Here is a 19,492-nt window from a genome sequence, read left to right as displayed (position 1 = left end):
TGGACGATGAGCAGATCGAGCGGAGAGACTCTCGAACTGTCCGCCGACGTGCTGATCATCGGCGGCGGGCTTGCCGGAACCTGGGCTGCTTCGGCGGCGCGGCGCGCCGGTGCTTCCGTCATCCTCGCCGACAAGGGCTATTGCGGCACCAGCGGCGTCACCGCAACTGCGGGGCCAGGCCATTGGTGGATACCGCCGCACCCTTCCGAATTGCGCGAGACGGCCATTCGTAACAGGAGAAAGACAGGAGCGGGCCTCAACGATCCGGAATGGATGGCGCGCATCCTGTCGCTTACTTGGGAGAGCCTTCCGACGCTCGATGGCTTCTATAAGTTCTCCACGGATGAGAACGGCGTGAAGCAGCATCGCGCCCTGCGCGGCCCGGAATATATGCGCGCCTTGCGCAAGCTGGTCGACAGCCTCGGCGTCACCGTTCTCGATCACAGCCCGGCCCTGGAGTTGCTGCAGCGGTCCGACGGGTCGGTGTCTGGCGCGCGCGGCATCAGGCGGCAGGCGGGTGGCGACTGGCAGGTGAACGCCGGCGCGGTCGTGCTCGCTACGGGCGGTACCTCGTTCCTGTCGCGCCTGCTCGGCTCGCACACCAACACCGGCGATGGTTATCTCTTGGCGGCGGAGGCTGGCGCCGAGCTCTCAGGCATGGAGTTCACTACCTATTATACCGTCGCACCGGTGCGCTCGACCATGACGCGCTCCATGTCCTACGCCTTCGCCACCTATTACGACGCGGACGGCGCGGTCATCGCGATGCCGCCGGGGCCTGAAACGACGCGCCCGCTGGCCAGGGCCATGCTCAAGGGGCGCGTCTTTTGCGACCTCGCCCGCACGCCGGAGGACATCCGTGCGCGCGTGCCGACGATTTCGCCGAACTTCATGCTGCCGTTCCGGCGCTGGGGCATCGATCCGTACAAGGGTCGCTTCGAGGTGACGCTGCACGGCGAAGGCACAGTCCGTGGCATCGGCGGCCTGCGGGTCGTTGGCGATGATTGCCAGACCTCGGTTCCCGGTCTCTATGCGGCAGGCGACGCGGCGACGCGCGAACTTGTGGCCGGTGCTATTTCGGGCGGCGGCAACATCAATTCGGCCTGGGCGGTTTCGTCCGGCCAATGGGCCGGAGCGGGAGCGGCACGCCATGCCGCCGCCAACGGCTCTCAGTCCGGCGGGCGCGCCATCGGGCAAGCTGGCCTCCGTCCGGCCTCCGCGCGACGCGACGTCGATCTCGGTACGACACTGTCCACCATCCAGGGCGAGATGCTGGCCTACGACAAGAACATCTTCCGCAGCGGCGAAACATTGAAACGTTCGGCCGAAATTCTTGACGACGCTTGGGCGGAATTCGATGCACATGCCCAAGGCGCTGGCGACGCGCTCTTGAGGACACGTGAAACCGCGGCGATGCTGGCGACGGCACGCTGGTGCGCCGCGTCCGCCTTGGCCCGCGAGGAAAGTCGCGGCATGCACCAGCGCGATGACAGGCCGGAAATGGACCCCCGCTTCAACCGACGCATTCTCGTCGGCGGGCTGGACAAGGTCTGGACGGCGTCGGACTACGGCCATGCACTGGAACTTGCATCATGATCGAACTCGTCATCGCCGAGCGTTGTACGGGCTGCAACGCTTGCGTCGAAATCTGCCCGACCAACGTGCTTGAAGCGATTTCCGGCGATGTGCCGCGCATCGCTCGGCAAGAGGACTGCCAGACCTGCTTTATGTGCGAGCTCTATTGCCGGGCAGACGCGATCTATGTCGCGCCCGACTGCGAAAACCCGACGCCGGTCGACAAGAACGCAATCCTTGCCTCCGGCCTGCTCGGCGAGTTCCGCCGCAATCATGGCTGGGACGAATGGGCGGACGATCCTCGCTATCCCAACGAGCACTGGCGGATGGAGAGCGTCTTCCTGCGCGCGAGGGATATGGCGATCGCCGAAGCGGCGACGAAACGCGTGGAAGGAGGCTAGCTGTCAGGCAGTGAAGATAGCGACACGCGGCATCCTCGGTGGCCGGCACTCGGTCACTTTCTCCGGGACCTCATTTCCATGACACAGAAACGGCAGTTGCGATTAGGCGCGTTCATGCGCCCCGTCAGTCTCCATACGGGTGCCTGGCGCTTCCCCGGCGCCTTCCCAGATGCGAACTTCAACTTCGCTCACCTGAAGCGTTTCGCGCAAACGCTTGAAGCCGCCAAGTTCGACGCGTTCTTCATGGCGGATCATCTAGCCGTGCTCAACATGCCGGTCGAAGCCCTGAAACGGAGCCACACCGTCACCTCGTTCGAGCCATTCACGTTGCTGTCAGCGTTAGCGGCGGTCACCGACCACATCGGGCTGGTCGCCACCGCCTCGACGACCTTCGATGCGCCCTACCATGTCGCCCGACGCTTTGCGTCGCTGGACCACATCAGCGGCGGACGGGCTGGCTGGAACATCGTGACGACGTCGAATCCTGACGCCGCGCTAAATTTCGGGCTGGATGATCACGTCGAGCACGGCGAACGCTATCGCCGCGCCCGCGAGTTCTACGACGTCGTGACCGGTCTCTGGGACAGTTTCGCGGACGACGCATTCGTTCGCGATCAGCAAACCGGGCTCTATTTCGATCCGGCTAGATTGCATGTCCTCAACCACAAAGGGCCGCAACTGTCGGTGCGCGGGCCGCTGAACATCGCCCGGCCGCCCCAAGGCTGGCCGGTGATCGTCCAGGCGGGCGCATCGGAGGCGGGACGGCAGTTTGCCGCCGAGACGGCCGAGGTCATATTCGCGGCCCATGCCGATCTCTCGGCCGGGCAGCGCTTCTTCGCGGATGTGAAGGGACGTGCCGAAAAACTCGGGAGATCACGCGACGACATCAAGATCCTGCCCGGCGCGTTCGTGATCGTGGGCGACACCGTCGAGGAAGCCTGTGCCAAGCGCGCCACGCTCGATAGCCTGGTCTATTATGAAAGCGGCATCGCTTCGCTGTCCATCGCGCTCGGTCATGACGCGTCAGGCTTCGTTCCGGACCAGCCTCTGCCGGACATTCCCGAAACCAACGCGAGCAAGAGCGGTCGCGAGCGTGTCATCGAGCTGGCTCGAGCCGAGAATCTGACGGTCCGGCAGTTGGCGCAACGGCTGGGCGGTTATTCTGGCCTTGCCTTCGTGGGGACCGCCAAGACTATCGCCGATGAGATGGAAGAATGGCTTTTCAGCGACGGCTCCGACGGCTTCAACGTCATGTTCCCCCATCTTCCTGCCGGCCTTGACGACTTCATCGAAAAGGTGGTGCCGGAATTGCAACGGCGCGGGCTGTTCCGACGCGAATATGAGGGGTCGACGCTCCGCGAAAATCTCGGTCTGGCGCGTCCCAGGAACCGGTTTTTCGACTAGCCGTCAGGTTGAAGACGCGCGCTCGACGCCGCGTCGGCGGGAGATCAGGAGAGAGCTCGCATCGTCGATCGCCTGTTCGCCTCGCTTGCGAATGGCCTCAGAGGCAAGCGCACCATCCAGAAAGTCCTTGTCCGTCGCGTAGACGGCGGTCGGCAAGACGAGCGCCTCGAAGAAGGCAAAGAGCGGTCTTAGCTGGTGCTCGACCATCAGCGCGTGCCGCTCGCCGCCACCGGTCGCGGTCAGAAGCACGGGCTTGCCGCGCAGCACAGCCGGATCGACAAGGTCGAAGAAATGCTTGAACAGGCCGGTGTAGCTGCCCTTGTAGATCGGCGAGCCGACAACGAGCACTTCGGCCGTGACGACCGCGTCGAGCACCTTTCGGCCTGTGTCGTCGAGGTCGCGCGCCCAACGTGCCGTCCCGAGCGAGGTACCGACATCGTCCAGATCAAAGGTCACCGCCGCAAGACCGTGCCGATGCGCAATCTCTCTGACGAAATGCTCGACGAAACCGCGCGTCTTGGAACGGCCGTGTGAGATTGCCTGAGAAGCCGACGACGGTGGGGTTTGTCATGTCGGTCACGGGGTTTGCAGGTCCACTACGACCGGGCAGCTTTCGTCCGTCGCCCAGTCCGCGAAGCTCAGATAGTAGGCGCGGACAAGCCCATAATGAAGGACAGGAAGTCGTTGCAGGCATGAGCCGCGCCGACGCCGTTCAGCGTAATAACGCTCGGCGCGGCGACCTCTTCGTCATCTGCGTAGCGCTGCCGCTTGCGTTCCCCATGCGTCTTCGCTTCATCGGCAAGCTTCCCAGGATTGATCAACTGGTTGCACCATACGCAAACGCGTATTTTCATATTTTATACGCCTTCGCGTATATCAAAATTTTAAACGCGAACGCGTATATGGCAGTTTATACGCCCTCGCGTATATTGATGTGTGGAGGACTGCTATGACCGATCAGATCGCCCGCACAGAAAAACAGCTCGGCGCCATCCTGCGCCGCGCTCGAAAACAGGCACGGCTGAGCCAGGGGGCTCTAGGCGAACAAATCCATCTGCGCCAGGGCACTGTCTCACGTCTGGAAGCCGGAGAGCCCGCTGTCCAGCTGCGCACTTTAATGGAAGCGCTTTCGGCTCTGAACCTTGAACTGGTCGTCCGGCCACGCACCCAAGGCAGTGCCGCCGATATCGAGGACCTGTTCTGATGGCACGGAAACGCGCTCACGCTCCTCTCAATGTCTTTCTGAACAGCCGCCATGTCGGCGTCCTGCGCCGTGCGGCGACAGGTGCTATCGACTTCCAGTACGGACGCGACTGGCTGAACTGGCGCGGCACATTCCCAGTGTCACTGTCGCTGCCCTTGCGCGAGGATCGGTATATTGGCACCCCCGTCATCAATGTGTTCGACAACCTGTTGCCTGACAGCGACCTCATCCGAAAGCGCGTCGCCGAACGCGTTGGCGCAGACGGCACAGACGCCTTCAGCCTGCTGACGGCCCTCGGTCATGATTGCGTCGGCGCACTCCAGTTTCTGCCAGATGGCGTCGAGCCCGGGACCGCCGGCGACACCGACGGCAAACCGATCACTGACGACGAGATTGCCGACATTATCAAGAACCTCGCGGCAGCACCCCTCGGCATGGGCGAAGACGAAGATTTCCGAATCTCGATCCCCGGCGCTCAGGAAAAAACCGCGCTGCTGCGTAAGGACGGCCAATGGTTCAAGCCGACAGGAACGACGGCAACCACCCACATCCTCAAACCGCAGATTGGGCAGCTTCCCAATGGCATCGACCTCTCCAACAGCGTCGAGAACGAATATCTATGCCTCAGACTGCTGCATTCGTTTGGTATCCCAACACCCCCCGTTGAAATCGCCGATTTCGGGGAACGCCGCACACTGATCGTCGAACGCTTCGATCGCCTTTGGGCAAGAGATGGGCGACTGCTGCGACTGCCGCAGGAAGACATCTGCCAGGCGCTATCGACCCCGCCGACAAAAAAGTACCAGTCTGATGGTGGTCCCGGTATGCGCGAGATCATCAATCTGCTCAAAGGCAGCGACACGCCTGATGCCGACATCACGACGTTCATGCGTGCGAGCATCATATTCTGGCTGCTCGGCGCGACCGATGGGCATGCAAAAAATTTCAGCATTTTCCTCGGTCCCGGCGGGCGCTATCGCATGACACCGCTGTACGATGTGCTGACAGCGCAGCCGAGCCTCGACCAGAGCCAAATTCAACGCAAGAAATTCAAACTTGCGATGTCCGTCGGAACAAATCGCCACTATGCCATCAGTGACATCGTGCCACGACATTTCATGCAGACGGCAGATATCGCTGGTGTCGGCACTCCGGCGATGCGGGCGATTTTTGAAGACATTGAAGCCAATGCCGATCGGCAAGTACAAGCTGTTGTCGGGTCGCTGCCCGGTAGCTTCCCCGATCAGCTTGTGACCTCGACCGTGGCGGCCATCAAGCACCGCAGCCAGCTCGTAGCAAATTCTCTGGAGGCTTCTCATGTCTGAGTTGGGGCAACGCCCGCGCATAGCAATCCTTGGCTGGGGCTCTCTGATCTGGGACAAGCGCCCCGAATTCGATGAAAAACATGCCCCTGGGAAGATGATGGCCCGGCACTTAAACTGGAATTCTCGCGTATTTCCGATACCCGAAAAGGGGCTCTGACCCTGGTGATCGACACTGACTACGGTCAGGAGTGCATCGTCCAATATGCGCTTAGTACCCGCACAAACCCGGCCGATGCCGTCGCTGATCTGCGCTGCCGCGAAGGCACTGTCATCTGAGCTAAAGCAGACCGGCAGCTATTCGTTGTCGTGCCGTCGCCCCGCTCCTTTGAGGCGACGGACGGCTTCAAACGAAGCAGGCATGGAGCGACCGGCGCCGGCAGCGCCGAGGAGTTTACTGCGGCTTTGTCGCGCAGATCGCGAAGCGGTGTTGGGTGGCGCGTTCGATCGCCTTGGGCCAACTCATCTGTCGAGCCTGAGCGCGATGGATCGCGCCCAGTTTCCAGTCGACGGCGGTCTGATCGAACCCGGCTTCGGCCAGCAAGCGCACTATCTCTCCCGCCCGTGCGCCGCCTGAGAAATAGACGCGGGCAAGAATGTGTTTGTGGCGTCTGGCCATGGCGGTGCACTCATTGTCCGCGACCCGCGACTTGCCGGTTGTGAGCTTCTCCCAAACTTCCCGCAAGCCCATCGCCCAGTTGCGGCTGACAAAATCCCCGTCGATGACCAGCAACTTGCCGCCGGGCCTCAGCAGCGAGAACCATTCGGCAAAGGCCGCCTTCGGATCCAGCAGCGTCCAGACGAGATGACGGGTGACGATGACATCGTAGCTCGCCTTGTCCTCGAGCGTCCGTTCGGCATCCCTCACGATGAAGCGGATATCGGCGCCGCGGCTTTGTGCCTTGGCGCGCGCCTTGGCGAGCATGGCTTCCGACCAGTCGAGGCCTGTCACCACAAAGCCGAGATCGTGCATCAGATGCGAGATAACGCCTGTCCCACAGGCGAGATCCAGAGACGCCCGCCCGGCGCCTTGCCCAAGGTGCCTGCTTATGAGCGCATGCCAGGCAGCGCGCTCGCGCTCGGAAAAAATCTCGTGGCCGACCTGCAGGTCGAACGTCTCGGCGCGGTCGGACCAGTAGTCCCGAATTTCGTCGCGCAGCGTATAGTTTGCGTGAGCCGTCATTGCCCGAAACGCTCTCCCCAAAGCCGTACATTGGAATTGCTCTAAAAGATAATTCTTGATTACACAACTCATGTTTTCTAAGCCGTGGCGGCAAACTAAATCACGAGAGCACAATGATTTTGAAGTCGATATTTGCGGCCGCGGTCGCCCTCGCGGCCTTCATGCCGCTTACCCTCGGCGCGCGCGCCGAAACCGTCACCGACATTAGTGGCCGCAAGGTCGAGGTGAAGACGCCGGTCGAGAAGGTCATCCTCGGCGAAGGCCGGCAGATCTACCTGATTGCCGCGCTCGATACCGACAATCCCTTCAAGCGGATCGTCGGCTGGCGCGAGGATTTCTCGCAGGCCGATCCCGACAATTACGCTGTCTATCTGGAAAAATTCCCCTCGATGGCCACGATCCCGACCTTTGGCGGTTTCAAGGACGGCACCTTCGACATCGAGCAGGCCATCGCGCTTCAGCCGGACGTGATGATCATGAATATCGAGTCCAAGCAGGCAACCGAAGACGCGCAATACATCGAAAAGCTCGCCGCCGTCGGCATCCCGGTGGTCTATGTCGATTTCCGCGAGCATCCCTTCATCAACACTGAGCCGAGCATGCGCCTCTTCGGCAAGCTCTTTGGCCAGGAGGAGCGGGCCGAGGCGTTCATCGCCTACCGCGCGGCCCAGATCGCGCGGGTCACCGATGTTATCGCAAAGAATGATCCCAAGCGCCCGACCGTCTTCATCGAGCGCGCCGGAGGCTATTCCGACGATTGCTGCATGAGCTTCGGCAACGACAATTTCGGCAAGTTCGTGGAGATGGCCGGCGGCCAGAATATCGCGGCGGACCTGATCCCGGGCACGTTTGGCGCGCTCAACCCCGAACAGATCATCGCAAGCGATCCCGACCAGGTGATTGTGACGGGCGGTAACTGGGAGGCGTATGTGCCAGGCGGCAAATGGGTCGGCGTCGGTCCCGGCGCGGACGAGGCGGAAGCACTGAAGAAGCTTAAGGGTCTAACAGAACGGCCCGCGCTAACCGGCGTGAAGGCGGTGGAAAACGATCAAGTCCACGCCATCTGGCACCAGTTCTACAACAGCCCCTATCAGTTCGTCGCCATCCAGCAGATGGCCAAGTGGCTGCACCCTGACCTGTTCGCCGATCTGGACGCCGAGGCCACCTTCAAGGAGTTGCACGAGAAGTTCCTGCCGGTCGAGTACAGGCCTGGCCATTGGGTCTCGCTCTCCAATGAGCAGTGAACCAGCGGCATTATCGGCCAAGGAAGGGCGCGGCCTCTACCGCGCCCTCGTCCTGTGCAAGCAGCTTATCCTCGCAGGTCTCGTCTTGGCGCTGCTCATGAGCCTTTGCATCGACCTCGCCCTCGGCCCTGCCAGCTACAGCCTCGACCAGGTGGTGCTCGCCCTCGTTTCTCCGGGCAGCGTGCCGCTTCAGGTGCGAGTGGTGCTGTGGGAAATCCGGCTTCCCATCGCGCTGATGGCGGTGGTCGTGGGCGCAGCACTGTCGGTCGCCGGCGCTCAGATGCAGACCATCCTCAACAATCCGCTCGCCAGCCCGTTCACGCTGGGCATTTCGGCGGCAGCCAGCTTCGGTGCAGCACTCGCGCTCGCCTTCGGCGTCGCGCTCATCCCTGCTGCGATCGAATATGTCGTGCCGCTCAACGCCTTCGTGGTTGCGATGCTGACCGCGCTCGTCATCCACCTGCTGAGTCTCAAGCGCGGCGTGACCGTCGAAACCATCGTGCTTCTTGGCATCGCGCTCGTCTTCACCTTCAATGCGCTGCTGTCGCTCGTCCAGTATCTTTCCTCAGAGCAGGCGCTCGCCGCGGTCGTGTTCTGGACGATGGGAAGCCTCACCAAGGCCACCTGGCCCAAGCTCATTGTCACCAGCCTCATCCTTCTCGCAACGCTTCCGATATTCGCGCGCCGCGCCTGGGCGCTGACGGCGCTGCGGCTAGGCGAAGACAAGGCCGCGAGTTTTGGCGTCAAGGTCGCACGGCTGAGGCTCGAAACCATGATGATGGTGAGCCTGCTCGCCGCCATTCCCGTCGCCTTTGTCGGCACGATCGGCTTCATCGGGTTGGTCGGCCCGCACATCGCCCGCATGCTGATTGGAGAAGATCAGCGCTTTTTCCTCCCCGCTTCCGCGCTTGCTGGCGCCCTCATCCTCTCGGCGAGCTCGGTTGCCAGCAAATCGCTCATTCCAGGCACGATCTTTCCGATCGGCATCGTCACCTCGCTTGTCGGCATTCCCTTCTTCATCTCGCTGATCCTCTCGAATGTGAGGCGCTCATGGTAACGATCAGGCTCGATGGTCTTGGAGCGTTTCACGGGGCGCGGCTCGTCCTTTCGGACGTTTCAACTCCCACTTTTCGGGGTGGCGAGGTGGTTGCCGTCATTGGGCCCAACGCAGCGGGCAAGTCGACGCTTTTCAAGCGCATCGCAGGACTTTTGAAGGGCCCGGGCCGCGTCTGCCTCGAGGGGGCGGCGAAGGGACCGGACGGCATCTGCTACATGCCCCAGGATACGGCAGCCAACGCGGTGCTGACCGTCTATGAATCGATCCTGCTCGCCCGCAAGCAGGGCTCGGCCTGGTCGGTCGGTGACGGCGACCTCGCGCTCATAGACAGTATCCTGGCCGCGCTCAGCATCTCGGATATTGCCTTGCGCAATGTCGGAGAACTGAGCGGGGGGCAAAGGCAGGTGGTAAGTATCGCCCAGACCCTCGCCCGCGAACCTGAAATCCTGCTGATGGACGAGCCGACGTCCGCGCTCGACTTGCACCGGCAGGTCGAGGTGCTGAGCTTCATGCGCGGGCTTGCGCGCAAGCACGGGATTGCCGTGCTGATCGCAATTCACGACCTCAATCAGGCCCTGCGCTTCGCCGACAAATGCATCGTCATCGCCGAGGGCCGGATGATCGCCTGCGGTACGCCGGAAGAGGTCGTTACGCCGGCGCTCTTGCGTGACGTTTATCGCGTCGACGCGCGGGTCGAGCGATGCTCGCGTGGCATCGGTCATGTCATGGTGGATGGCGTTGCGGATGAAACGGCAGCGGCTGCGTCGATAGCAGCTTAGCCATCAAACTTTAGGGTTGAAGTCGAATCGCCGAAGCGGAAGGCTGTGATCGGCATTCCGATTGCCGCAACTAGACTAGAGATGATTTGCTTCGAGCGACTGGATGAGCGCGGCGATGTAGCCGTAGCAGAAGGCGAATGCGACGCCTGTGGGGTCGCGGCCGCTGATCCCTGGGACATGGTCCGGCATGACCATATATTTGTAACCAACGTCGCGGTAGACCTTCAGCGAGCGCACCATATCCATGTCGCCTTCATCCGGGAAGGTTTCCATGAATGAAAGCTTGCCCCCCCTGATGTTGCGGAAGTGCAGGTTGAAGATCTTATCGCGGGTGCCGAACCACCGAATGATGTCGTCGATCTCCTCGCGCGGATTGTCGAGCATCTCGCCGATCGTACCCTGGCAGAAATTCAGGCCGTGATAAGGGTTCTCGCGCATCTGCACGAACTTCTTGAGGCCATCGACAGTGCCGAGCACGCGGGTAACACCCTTGTAGCCGGGCGGCGTGTACGGATCGTGGGGGTGGCAGGCGAGGCGGACATGATTGCTCTCCGCCACCGGCACGACGCGCTCCAGGAAATAGTCGATGCGCTCCCAGTTCTCGTCTTCAGAAAGTACACCAGCGGCGCCGGGAGCGACCTGCTGATCGGTCTTTTCCCAGCGGAACGCTTCGTTTAACGAGCCGCCGCGGCCGTGTTCGAATTCAGTGCGAGGAATGCCGATCAGGTTCAAATTGTATTTGGCTGCCGGGATGCCGACCTTTGCGCAATTCTCGATCATCCTGCAGACCGCATCGATCTGGCAGTCACGATCGGCGCCGGCAAGAAGGATGTCGGGATAAGAGGCCTTCTCCACCGGCTGGGAGGGGAGCGGAAGCTGGATCATGTCAAGCACGAGCCCGAAGCTCTCTACATGATCGCGATGACGCTCCAGGTCGTCAAACGTCCAACTCGACGGCGCTCCGGGCGGGTCCGCCGAGATGTGCGTCACACCGAGTTGGGCAAAGATCCTATAATCGTCATCGTCGCGCGCGTTAATTTGAGTTCCCAGATACACCAACAGCCTCCCAAAATTGGAGAAAGTCATATGACATAATATGACTTTAACAGGTTGTCGAGAGACTATTGTTGCTCGGCCATCATCCGGTAGCGTCGCTGGCTGGCCATGATATGATCGCGCATTGCCTGTCGCGCCCGATCCGGATCCTGCTCGGCAATGGCGGCAAGGATTGCGCCGTGTTCGGCATGAACCTTGGCAAGGTAGGTCTTGTCCGTTGCTTCCGGTAGAGTAGGAAATTGACCTCGCGGGATCGCGCGAGAGCCAAACTGGCGGAACACGTCCACATAGATTCGGTTGTTCGTGGCGACTGCGATGGCCATGTGGAAGTCATAGTCTGCATCGATTGTCGGGAGACCTTCCTCGATTAGTTGCGCCATTCGTCGGTTTGCGAGGCGGATCGCGCTCTCCTGTTCAGCCGTCCGGCGATAGGCAGCTATCGCGGCCGCTTCGCCCTCCGTTGCCAGTCGAAACTCCAGCAATTCCAGGGTTGCGGGTATGTTGTTGATTTCGGTGGGAGTGAGTTTGAAGCTGTGATGGGCCTGTGGATTGCTAACGAAGACGCCTTTGCCCTGGATGGGTTTGACATAGCCAGCTGCGCGCAGATCCGCGATCGCCTCGCGAACCACGGTGCGGCTTACCCCGAACGTCGCCTCCAGTTGTGGCTCGGTGGGCAGTTGGTCCCCATGCTTCAGTCTTCCCGTCTCGATTTCCTCGCGCAGGTGATCGATTACCTGTTGTGCCAGTCTTTGTCGTGCCGGTCTCATTCCCGCCCTCGCTTCACATTTTCGACTGGAGAGGCTGCGCACCTCTTGCTACCGGTTGCCAAGCCCACCAGATCATATTACGACATACGAACGACATATGATGCTGCCAATGATATCTTAAGGAGGAAGAAGATCAATGAAGCATTTTTGCACTCGAGTGCTGATCAGCGGTGCCATCCGCGTAGTGACCTTGGCCTCTCCGGTCGCCTTTGCCGAGACGCCGGACGACCAGCTCGTCATCGCGACCTCGCTTGCGCAGGTGCTATCGCTCGATCCGCATCAGGCAACGGAAGCCAAAGCCAACGAGATCATGGCCAACCTCTATGATCGGCTAGTTTCCACGGATGCTTCAGGCAAAATTTCACCGCAGCTCGCGCAGAGCTGGGACATCGACGACAGGGGCATCACCTTCCATCTGCGCGAAACAGAGTTCGCCTCCGGCAATCCCGTGACCTCCGCGGACGTCGTCTATTCGCTGACGCGTCTGCTGAAACTCGACCAGGCTGCTGCCGCAAACCTCAAGCGTGTCGGCTACAATGCTGACAATGTCGAAACTCTCGTGACGGCTCCGGACGAAAAGACCGTCCGCATCGAGCTGTCGGGCGAGGTAACCTCCGAGCTGCTGCTCTACAGGCTTGCCATGGTAATCGCCTCGGTCGTCGACAGTGAACAGGTGAAGAGCAATGAGTCCAACGGTGACTGGGGCAATGCCTGGCTAAGGACGAATTCTGCCGGCTCCGGTCCGTTCACGCTGAGCCGTTGGACGCCCAACGAGATCGTGATTCTTGAAGCCAATGAGGGCTATGTGGGCGGCGAACCGGAAATGCGGCGCGTCGTGGTGCGCCATGTCCCAGAAAGCCAGGTAGAGCGGCTGATGCTCGAGCGCGGCGACGTGGATATTGCGAGCGCCCTTACGGCTTCGGATCTCGCCACGTTCACCGACAAGGAAGGATTTGAAATCCAGCGCATTCCTACTGGCGGTTTTTATGTCCTTTCAATGAATGCCGGCAAGGAACCCCTTTCCAACCCGAAGGTGCGCGAAGCGATCGCCTACGGCATCGACTACAAGGGCATGGAAAAGGCCATTATGGGCCCATATGGCCGGGCCCGCACGGTGCCAGTGCCCGAAAACTTTGAGTATGCGATCCCGAGCCCGGACTGGCACTTGGATGTGACAAAGGCGAAGTCTCTCTTGGCCGAGGCTGGGTATGAAAATGGCTTCACGCTGACGCTGAAGACCATCTCCCAGACGCCGCGGATCGATCTTGCCACCGCCATCCAGGCTTCGCTGGGCGAGATCGGCATCACCCTGAATATCCAGCAAGGCAACGGCTCCGAAATCATCGCTGCTCACCGCGCCCGTAACTTCGATCTGCTTATCCCTCAGACCGGCGCTTACATGCAGAACGTGCTTGGCTCGATGGAGCAGTTCTCCAGCAATCCCGACAATTCGCGCGAAGCCAACAATGCCGGCAATTTCGTCTGGCGGTCGGCCTGGGACATTCCTGAACTGACGGCCCTGACGGCAAAGGCGTCACTCGAGCCCGACGCCAAGAAGCGCGGAGAGATCTATGTTCAGATGCAGGATATGTTCGTGGCGCAGAAGCCGGCCGTTCTGCCGCTGTTCGAGCGCTTCGAACCCATTGTCGTCAGCACGCGTGTGCAGAACTATGTCGGGCATCCCAGTCAGACGACACGTCTTGAGGGCGTGAAAAAGACCGAAGCCGAATAAAGCAGCACAGGCGTTCGATCATGAAGGAACTTTCTCTAGGGGGATTGGCGCGACGGCTCCTGCAACTCGTTGTCAGCTTGTTCATCTTGCTGTGCGTGACCTTTGTGATCGGGCGCGTCATGCCCACCGACCCGGTCGGCGCCATTGTCGGCGAGCTCGCCGATCCCGCGGCTTATCAGGCGATGCGGGTGAAGTTGGGCCTGGATCTGCCGCTGTACCAGCAGTTCTTCATCTACCTGCAAGGGCTGGTGCAGGGCGACTTCGGGACGGCGATCCTCACGGGTAACGCCGTGTCCCGCGATCTTTCGCAAGCTTTTCCCGCAACGCTCGAACTGGCGACCCTTGCCATTATCATCTCGATGCTCGTCGGCGTGCCGCTCGGCCTCGCCGCCGCACTATTTCGCGATACCTTTATCGACAAGTTCGCCCGGGTCTTCGCGCTGATCGGCCACTCGATCCCGGTTTTCTGGTTCGGCATCGTCGGACTGGTAGTGTTTTACGCCTGGCTGTCCTGGGTTGGCGGGCCAGGCAGAGTGGATGTCTTCTACGAAGGGATCATCGAGCCAACCACTGGATTGATGCTCGTCGACAGCCTCTTGGAAGGCGAGCCGGATATCTTCTGGAATGCGCTATCCCACATCATCCTGCCTGCAACCATCCTGGCCTACATGGCTATGGCCTACATCACTCGCATGACCCGCAGCTTTACGTTGGAGCAGCTTAATCAGGACTATGTGATCGCGGCGCGCGCCAAGGGCGTCGGTCCGGCGCGAACAATCATCAGCCATGTCCTGCCCAACATCGCCGTGCAGCTGATTACCGTACTGGCAATTTCTTACGGCAACCTGCTGGAAGGGGCCGTGGTGACCGAAATCGTCTTTTCCTGGCCGGGGATTGGCCAATATATGACCAATGCCCTGATGATCGGCGATATGAACGCCATTCTCGCCGCCACTATTATCGTCGGGTTCATCTTCATGCTTTTGAACTTCGTGGCCGACATCGCCTATGCCTTGTTCGATCCACGGACACGGGAGGTCGCGCGATGACCGATACCCCTTACAACACGCATGAGATCCAGCCTCCGGGGCTCCTGTCCCGCGCTCTCGCTTCCTTCAGTCGGGTGATCCGCAAACTCGGCGACGAGCCGCTCGGCATGATCGGCTTTGCCATCCTCGCCCTGCTGGTTGTGGTCGCCGCTTTCGCCCCGCTGATCGCGCCGTACGATCCAATTCGGCAGATATTGAGTGATGCCCTGCAGCCGCCGAGCTTGACGCACCTTGCCGGTACCGATGAATTCGGCCGTGATATCTTCAGCCGGCTTGTCTACGGAACGCGGATCACCATCCAGACAGTGCTCTCGGTGTCGTTGATTGTCGGACCGATCGGCCTCATCATCGGCGTGGCGGCCGGCTTTTTTGGTGGACGGACCGATGCCATCCTGATGCGCGCGACTGATATCGTGCTTTCCTTCCCCTCTCTCATTCTTGCGCTGGCTTTTGCAGCGGCTCTGGGCGCCGGGCTCGGCACCGCAATCATCGCGATATCGTTGACCGCCTGGCCGCCGATCGCCCGATTGGCGCGGGCCGAGGCGCTCGTGGTGCGCAATGCCGATTACGTGGCGGCTGCCCGGCTTTATGGTGCATCGCCGCTTCGCCTCGTGTTCGTCTACATAGCACCGATGTGCATTCCTTCCGTCATCGTACGGCTGACACTCAACATGGCCGGCATCATCCTCACGGCTGCGTCCCTCGGCTTCCTCGGGCTCGGAGCCCAGCCGCCATTGCCGGAATGGGGAGCAATGATCTCCAGCGGCCGCAAATTCATGCTCGATTATTGGTGGGTTGCCGTGATGCCCGGTATCGCCATCTTGCTGACGAGCCTTGCCTTCAATATCGCCGGCGATACGCTGCGTGATCTGCTGGACCCGCGCCATGCACGATCCTGACACGTCCCCCGTCCTGTCCATCCGCGACCTCAGTGTTCGCTTCGGTCGCAACTCGATCGACGCGTTATCTAATGTGAGCTTTGACGTCGGCCGTGAGCGCGTTGGCATTGTCGGAGAGTCCGGGTCCGGCAAGTCGACGGCCGGGCGCGCGATCATGCGCCTGCTGCCGGGAAGTGCCAATGTCGCGGCAAAGCGGATGGACTTCAACGGCGAGCCGCTGCTTGCCCGGACCGAGAAGGACATGGGCCGACTACGCGGCAAGGAACTGGCGCTGATCATGCAGGATCCGCGTTATTCATTGAACCCCGTGCTGACGATCGGCAAACAGATCGCTGAGGCGGCCAGGCTCCATCTCGGCATGAAGGGGAGGGATGCTCTTGCCCGGGCGCGTGATATGCTGGTGCGTGTCCGGATACAGGATCCCGATCGGGTTCTGAAGCTGTATCCCCACCAGATTTCCGGTGGCATGGGCCAGCGCGTCATGATCGCAATGATGTTGCTCGCCCGGCCGAAGCTGGTGATCGCTGACGAGCCGACATCGGCGCTCGACGTGAGCGTCCGCAAGGACGTGCTGATGCTGCTGGATGAGCTGGTTCGTGAGAACAATTCGGGCCTTATTCTCATCAGTCACGATATTCGCATGGTCTCGGCCTTCTGTGAGCGCATCCTGGTGATGTATTCCGGCCGCGTGGTTGAAACCTTGACCAATCTGGAAGAAGCTCAACATCCCTATACGCGCGGTCTGATTGCGGCCATGCCTGATCCTCGGCATCCAGTGCGGCGGCTTAAGGTCCTGGACCGGGCGTCGATCGACGCGGAGATCGCCCCGTGATCACAGTTGAAAACCTCGAGGTCGTCTACGGTACCAAGGAGGCCCGCAATCACGTTGTGCGCGGCGTGAGCTTTAATGTTGCTCGCAGCGAAACGCTTGGCATCGTTGGCGAGTCGGGTTGCGGAAAATCGACGGTGCTGCGCTCGCTGGCCGGGCTCGAGGCAGGCTGGACCGGCTCGGTGGCCTTCAACGGCAAGCCGGTCGGCAGCATTCGGACGCGCGATGAGCTGAAGCTGGCACAGATGGTATTCCAGGATCCCTATGGCTCATTACATCCACGCCACCGGATCGGCACAGCGCTTGCCGAACCGATCCGCGCAATGGGGACAGGCGACGAGTGGTCCAGGGTTTCGCAGGCTCTGAAACAGGTCGGATTGCCGGCCCATTTTGCGAACCGCTTTCCGCACGAACTTTCGGGAGGTCAGCGTCAGCGGGTGGCTATCGCTAGGGCATTGATCCTTTCGCCGCCAATACTTCTGCTGGATGAGCCGACCTCCGCGCTCGACGTCTCCATCCAGGCAGAAGTGCTGAACCTGCTTGCAGACCAGCGCGAGGAACGGAACCTTACCTACGTGCTGGTCAGCCACGACCTGTCCGTCATCGGCCACATGTGCGACCGGGTTCTCGTCATGCAGAACGGCGTCTTCGTGGACGAGCTCACGAAGGTGGACATCTTGGACGGCGTCACGCATGCGGCATATTCTCGCGAGCTCTTCGAGGCGAGCTTTCTTTAGGCGGAGATCGGCCCTAACGGATCGGGTGCCGGACGCCACGTAGTGTCGGCCGCAGGCGGTTGCGTTTATTCGACGCTCGCTTGATCGCCAGTCTACCCGCTATTTGCGCTGACCGCATCACGAAGCATTTTGGCGCGCGGCGGCAGGCGCGAAGACCGAAATCGCTTTGGGGTGGACCTTGAAATGCGCCGGGGTCGAGGTGACGATCTCACCGTCAGTGTTCACCGGCATCGGCCTTTTCGTCTCGATGTCGAACTCGACGCATCTGGCCGTGCGAACCTCGCTCCAGGCGCCGTGTGTGCCTGAGCGGAACGAGCGCAGCATAAGCGCCATTTTCCAGAGATTCGTCATTTCCAGGCTGTACAGATCGAGATGGCCGTCATCGATCTCCGCCGTCTCCTCAACGACGTTGCCGCCGCCATAGTGCCGGCCGTTGCCGACCGCTATCTGGTAGGTCTCGACTTCGGTCGTTACGCCCTTTTCGGTAATCCTTGCTTCGAAGTGGCCAGCCTTGGTCAACACTTTCATAGCAGCCAAGGCATAGCCAAACCTGCCGAAACGCTTCTTCAGCGCCGGGTCGAGACCCTGGGCAAGGTCGGTGCTGATGCCGATGCTCGCAACGTTGAAGAAAGCGTGACCATTGACGGTCCCGACATCGATAAGACGCCTTCCGCCCTGTACGATCACGTCAGCGGCCTTCAGCAGATCCAACGGTATTTCGAGGGTGCGCGCCAGATCGTTCGCCGTCCCCATCGGAATGATGCCCATAGGCAGCCCGCTTTCCATGGCCGCGACCGCCGCCGAGGACACCGAGCCATCGCCGCCGCACACGATCACAAGGTCGGCCCTATGGCGAAGGCGCACGATGTCGCGTGCTATCTCGGGCAGCGCCTCAAACGTCTCGACGGTGACGCGAAGCCCACCGGCCTGCAGCCGCTCGACGACCGGTGCCATAGATTCCTGCCCGCGTCGCGCCTTTGAATTGACGAGCAGAAGCGCGCGTCTGGTCGTGATTTCGTTCATGCGGCGTAGATAGGGTGCTTGCCTGCGGATTACGACGCCAACAGGCGCGCCTGGGAAGACCCAGAGTTGAATTTTCGTAACAGCCCGAATTGCTGGTTGTCACATCCGATGAGGAATCGGCACAGTTGAGGACGCTGTGTGCACGTATCCACTGCGGCCAACTTGGCCGAACCTGACGCTCGAACATCCCTCGTAGGTCGACTTCTCAATCGCGACCGTCGATCAATCGAAATTAGGTTTCATGACCTGTTCAGAGCGGTTTCCCGATCCATTTTGCCAGGATGCCAACGACGCCCTCCCGGAACAACAGCACTGCGACAACGAAGATGGTGCCCTGGGCGATCGTGACCCAGTCGCCAAATGTCGCGAGGTAATTCTGCATCGTGACGATAACTGCCGCGCCGACGATAGGTCCGAACACCGTGCCCATGCCACCCAAGAGCGTCATCAGCACGACCTCGCCGGACATGGTCCAGTAGACGTCGGTAAGTGACGCCAATTGGAATACGATCGCCTTGGTTGCGCCGGCAACGCCGGCGAGCGCGGCTGACAGCACGAATACGGTGAGCTTGTAGCGGTTGACCCGATAGCCCAGCGATATCGCGCGGGGCTCGTTCTCGCGGATCGCCTTCAACACCTGCCCAAACGGCGAATGGATGATCCGGTAGATCAGCAATATGCCGGCGAAAAAGATGGCGAGCACGAAGAAATAGAGCAATTCGTTTGAGCGCAGGTCGATCAGCCCAAACAAATAGCCGCGCGGGACGGCCTGGATGCCGTCCTCACCGCCGGTAAACGCCGCCTGCAGCGAGAAGAAATAGACCATCTGCGCAAAAGCCAGCGTCACCATGGCGAAATAGATGCCGTGGCGGCGAATGGCGAGGGAGCCGATGGCGAGACCGAGCACGGCTGCCACCAACGTGCCCGCGATAATGGCAAGTTCGGGCGTCAAACCCCACACCTTTGCCGCATGGGCCGAGACGTAGCTCGCCATGCCGAAATAGGCAGCGTGGCCAAAGGATAGGAGCCCGCCATAGCCGAGCAACAGGTTGAAGGCGCAGGCAAACAGCGCGAAGCACAGCACCTTCATGACAAAGATCGGATAGAACAGAAAAGGCGCGGCGATGAGGAAGACGAAAAGCGCGGCGAAGATCGCAAGGTGATGGCGTGGCATGCCGGCGGCGCCAACGGACGTGACGGCCGTCATGGCAATCGGGTTGGTGTCGGTTAC

At 60.9% G+C, this 19,492-nt stretch carries 19 protein-coding genes and 1 pseudogene; 13 read left to right on the top strand and 7 right to left on the bottom strand.

Annotated elements, in window-relative coordinates; genetic code table 11:
- Window positions 1-6 precede the first annotated feature (6 nt).
- From EN885_RS00865 to EN885_RS00855, 3 genes are all read left to right on the top strand, one after another.
- A complete protein-coding gene (locus EN885_RS00865; RefSeq protein WP_128241533.1) occupies window positions 7-1,596 on the top strand; it encodes an FAD-binding protein in 1,590 nt (529 codons plus the stop codon).
- Window positions 1,593-1,976, top strand: coding sequence for a ferredoxin family protein (locus EN885_RS00860; protein ID WP_128241532.1), 384 nt, complete (start codon window positions 1,593-1,595; stop codon window positions 1,974-1,976). Before EN885_RS00865 ends, EN885_RS00860 begins: the two co-directional genes overlap by 4 nt.
- A gap of 78 nt (window positions 1,977-2,054) precedes the next feature.
- A complete protein-coding gene (locus EN885_RS00855; protein ID WP_128241531.1) occupies window positions 2,055-3,380 on the top strand; it encodes an LLM class flavin-dependent oxidoreductase in 1,326 nt (441 codons plus the stop codon).
- A 3-nt stretch (window positions 3,381-3,383) separates the two neighbouring features.
- Here the strand turns inward: EN885_RS00855 and msuE are convergent.
- Window positions 3,384-3,951 (bottom strand): annotated as a pseudogene (msuE, locus tag EN885_RS00850) (FMN reductase).
- Between the two features lie 67 nt (window positions 3,952-4,018).
- Window positions 4,019-4,234, bottom strand: coding sequence for a hypothetical protein (locus EN885_RS00845; protein ID WP_128241530.1), 216 nt, complete (start codon window positions 4,232-4,234; stop codon window positions 4,019-4,021).
- Between the two features lie 95 nt (window positions 4,235-4,329).
- Here EN885_RS00845 and EN885_RS00840 point away from each other — a divergent pair, with 95 nt between their 5' ends.
- Entirely contained in the window at window positions 4,330-4,584 is a 255-nt protein-coding gene (locus EN885_RS00840; RefSeq protein ID WP_095486276.1) for a helix-turn-helix domain-containing protein, read from the top strand.
- The gene (locus tag EN885_RS00835; RefSeq protein ID WP_128241529.1) at window positions 4,584-5,909 is read left to right on the top strand and encodes a type II toxin-antitoxin system HipA family toxin; all 1,326 of its coding nucleotides are present in this window, start codon (window positions 4,584-4,586) and stop codon (window positions 5,907-5,909) included. The genes EN885_RS00840 and EN885_RS00835 overlap by 1 nt, the downstream gene beginning before the upstream one ends.
- A gap of 391 nt (window positions 5,910-6,300) precedes the next feature.
- Here the strand turns inward: EN885_RS00835 and EN885_RS00830 are convergent, their stop codons facing one another.
- Window positions 6,301-7,089: a class I SAM-dependent methyltransferase gene (locus EN885_RS00830; protein ID WP_128241528.1), complete on the bottom strand. Its 789-nt coding sequence runs from the start codon at window positions 7,087-7,089 to the stop codon at window positions 6,301-6,303.
- Between the two features lie 161 nt (window positions 7,090-7,250).
- Here EN885_RS00830 and EN885_RS00825 point away from each other — a divergent pair, with 161 nt between their 5' ends.
- From EN885_RS00825 to EN885_RS00815, 3 genes are read left to right on the top strand one after another with little or no spacing between them, the layout of a single operon-like run.
- A complete protein-coding gene (locus tag EN885_RS00825) occupies window positions 7,251-8,333 on the top strand; it encodes an ABC transporter substrate-binding protein (protein ID WP_245492987.1) in 1,083 nt (360 codons plus the stop codon).
- Window positions 8,323-9,390, top strand: coding sequence for an iron ABC transporter permease (locus EN885_RS00820; RefSeq protein ID WP_128241526.1), 1,068 nt, complete (start codon window positions 8,323-8,325; stop codon window positions 9,388-9,390). Before EN885_RS00825 ends, EN885_RS00820 begins: the two co-directional genes overlap by 11 nt.
- Window positions 9,384-10,169 (top strand): ABC transporter ATP-binding protein, encoded by a 786-nt coding sequence (locus EN885_RS00815; RefSeq protein WP_128241525.1) that lies wholly within the window; start codon window positions 9,384-9,386, stop codon window positions 10,167-10,169. Before EN885_RS00820 ends, EN885_RS00815 begins: the two co-directional genes overlap by 7 nt.
- Before the next feature lie 75 nt (window positions 10,170-10,244).
- Here the strand turns inward: EN885_RS00815 and EN885_RS00810 are convergent, their stop codons facing one another.
- Window positions 10,245-11,225, bottom strand: coding sequence for a mannonate dehydratase (locus tag EN885_RS00810; RefSeq protein WP_128241524.1), 981 nt, complete (start codon window positions 11,223-11,225; stop codon window positions 10,245-10,247).
- A 65-nt stretch (window positions 11,226-11,290) separates the two neighbouring features.
- Window positions 11,291-11,992, bottom strand: coding sequence for a FadR/GntR family transcriptional regulator (locus tag EN885_RS00805; RefSeq protein WP_128241523.1), 702 nt, complete (start codon window positions 11,990-11,992; stop codon window positions 11,291-11,293).
- A gap of 136 nt (window positions 11,993-12,128) precedes the next feature.
- Here EN885_RS00805 and EN885_RS00800 point away from each other — a divergent pair, with 136 nt between their 5' ends.
- Genes EN885_RS00800 through EN885_RS00780 form a run of 5 tightly spaced genes read left to right on the top strand, consistent with a single transcriptional unit; the run spans window position 12,129 to window position 17,238 of the window.
- Window positions 12,129-13,724, top strand: coding sequence for an ABC transporter substrate-binding protein (locus EN885_RS00800; RefSeq protein WP_128241522.1), 1,596 nt, complete (start codon window positions 12,129-12,131; stop codon window positions 13,722-13,724).
- A gap of 20 nt (window positions 13,725-13,744) precedes the next feature.
- Window positions 13,745-14,773, top strand: coding sequence for an ABC transporter permease (locus tag EN885_RS00795; protein ID WP_128241521.1), 1,029 nt, complete (start codon window positions 13,745-13,747; stop codon window positions 14,771-14,773).
- On the top strand, window positions 14,770-15,672 hold the full coding sequence (locus EN885_RS00790) for an ABC transporter permease (RefSeq protein ID WP_128241520.1): 903 nt from the start codon (window positions 14,770-14,772) through the stop codon (window positions 15,670-15,672). The genes EN885_RS00795 and EN885_RS00790 overlap by 4 nt, the downstream gene beginning before the upstream one ends.
- Window positions 15,659-16,504 carry an ABC transporter ATP-binding protein gene (locus EN885_RS00785; RefSeq protein ID WP_128241519.1) on the top strand — a complete coding sequence of 282 codons (846 nt, stop codon included), beginning with the start codon at window positions 15,659-15,661 and terminating at the stop codon, window positions 16,502-16,504. Before EN885_RS00790 ends, EN885_RS00785 begins: the two co-directional genes overlap by 14 nt.
- Complete coding sequence (locus tag EN885_RS00780; protein WP_128241518.1) at window positions 16,501-17,238, top strand: ABC transporter ATP-binding protein; 738 nt, start codon at window positions 16,501-16,503, stop codon at window positions 17,236-17,238. The genes EN885_RS00785 and EN885_RS00780 overlap by 4 nt, the downstream gene beginning before the upstream one ends.
- Window positions 17,239-17,355: 117 nt before the next feature.
- On the opposite strand, the gene EN885_RS00775 is transcribed toward EN885_RS00780, so the two are convergent.
- Window positions 17,356-18,261, bottom strand: a complete 906-nt coding sequence (locus tag EN885_RS00775) for a lipid kinase (RefSeq protein ID WP_128241517.1) — start codon at window positions 18,259-18,261, stop codon at window positions 17,356-17,358.
- 250 nt (window positions 18,262-18,511) lie between these two features.
- A complete protein-coding gene (locus EN885_RS00770) occupies window positions 18,512-19,435 on the bottom strand; it encodes a branched-chain amino acid ABC transporter permease (RefSeq protein WP_245458253.1) in 924 nt (307 codons plus the stop codon).
- Window positions 19,436-19,492 lie beyond the last annotated feature (57 nt).

This window comes from Mesorhizobium sp. M6A.T.Cr.TU.014.01.1.1 (genome assembly GCF_004022765.1).
Classification (GTDB): domain Bacteria; phylum Pseudomonadota; class Alphaproteobacteria; order Rhizobiales; family Rhizobiaceae; genus Mesorhizobium; species Mesorhizobium mediterraneum.
The sequence above is the reverse complement of the archived record's forward strand: the minus strand, read 5'-3'. Positions and strand labels throughout refer to the sequence as shown.

What these genes read in the sequence shown, in the direction of transcription:
- EN885_RS00865 (WP_128241533.1), top strand. Translation starts at nt 7, where the DNA reads ATGAGCAGATCGAGCGGAGAGACTCTCGAACTGTCCGCCGACGTGCTG.
- EN885_RS00860 (WP_128241532.1), top strand. Translation starts at nt 1,593, where the DNA reads ATGATCGAACTCGTCATCGCCGAGCGTTGTACGGGCTGCAACGCTTGC.
- EN885_RS00855 (WP_128241531.1), top strand. Translation starts at nt 2,055, where the DNA reads ATGACACAGAAACGGCAGTTGCGATTAGGCGCGTTCATGCGCCCCGTC.
- EN885_RS00845 (WP_128241530.1), bottom strand. Translation starts at nt 4,234, where the DNA reads ATGAAAATACGCGTTTGCGTATGGTGCAACCAGTTGATCAATCCTGGG.
- EN885_RS00840 (WP_095486276.1), top strand. Translation starts at nt 4,330, where the DNA reads ATGACCGATCAGATCGCCCGCACAGAAAAACAGCTCGGCGCCATCCTG.
- EN885_RS00835 (WP_128241529.1), top strand. Translation starts at nt 4,584, where the DNA reads ATGGCACGGAAACGCGCTCACGCTCCTCTCAATGTCTTTCTGAACAGC.
- EN885_RS00830 (WP_128241528.1), bottom strand. Translation starts at nt 7,089, where the DNA reads ATGACGGCTCACGCAAACTATACGCTGCGCGACGAAATTCGGGACTAC.
- EN885_RS00825 (WP_245492987.1), top strand. Translation starts at nt 7,251, where the DNA reads ATGCCGCTTACCCTCGGCGCGCGCGCCGAAACCGTCACCGACATTAGT.
- EN885_RS00820 (WP_128241526.1), top strand. Translation starts at nt 8,323, where the DNA reads ATGAGCAGTGAACCAGCGGCATTATCGGCCAAGGAAGGGCGCGGCCTC.
- EN885_RS00815 (WP_128241525.1), top strand. Translation starts at nt 9,384, where the DNA reads ATGGTAACGATCAGGCTCGATGGTCTTGGAGCGTTTCACGGGGCGCGG.
- EN885_RS00805 (WP_128241523.1), bottom strand. Translation starts at nt 11,992, where the DNA reads ATGAGACCGGCACGACAAAGACTGGCACAACAGGTAATCGATCACCTG.
- EN885_RS00800 (WP_128241522.1), top strand. Translation starts at nt 12,129, where the DNA reads ATGAAGCATTTTTGCACTCGAGTGCTGATCAGCGGTGCCATCCGCGTA.
- EN885_RS00795 (WP_128241521.1), top strand. Translation starts at nt 13,745, where the DNA reads ATGAAGGAACTTTCTCTAGGGGGATTGGCGCGACGGCTCCTGCAACTC.
- EN885_RS00790 (WP_128241520.1), top strand. Translation starts at nt 14,770, where the DNA reads ATGACCGATACCCCTTACAACACGCATGAGATCCAGCCTCCGGGGCTC.
- EN885_RS00785 (WP_128241519.1), top strand. Translation starts at nt 15,659, where the DNA reads ATGCACGATCCTGACACGTCCCCCGTCCTGTCCATCCGCGACCTCAGT.
- EN885_RS00775 (WP_128241517.1), bottom strand. Translation starts at nt 18,261, where the DNA reads ATGAACGAAATCACGACCAGACGCGCGCTTCTGCTCGTCAATTCAAAG.
- EN885_RS00770 (WP_245458253.1), bottom strand. Translation starts at nt 19,435, where the DNA reads ATGCCACGCCATCACCTTGCGATCTTCGCCGCGCTTTTCGTCTTCCTC.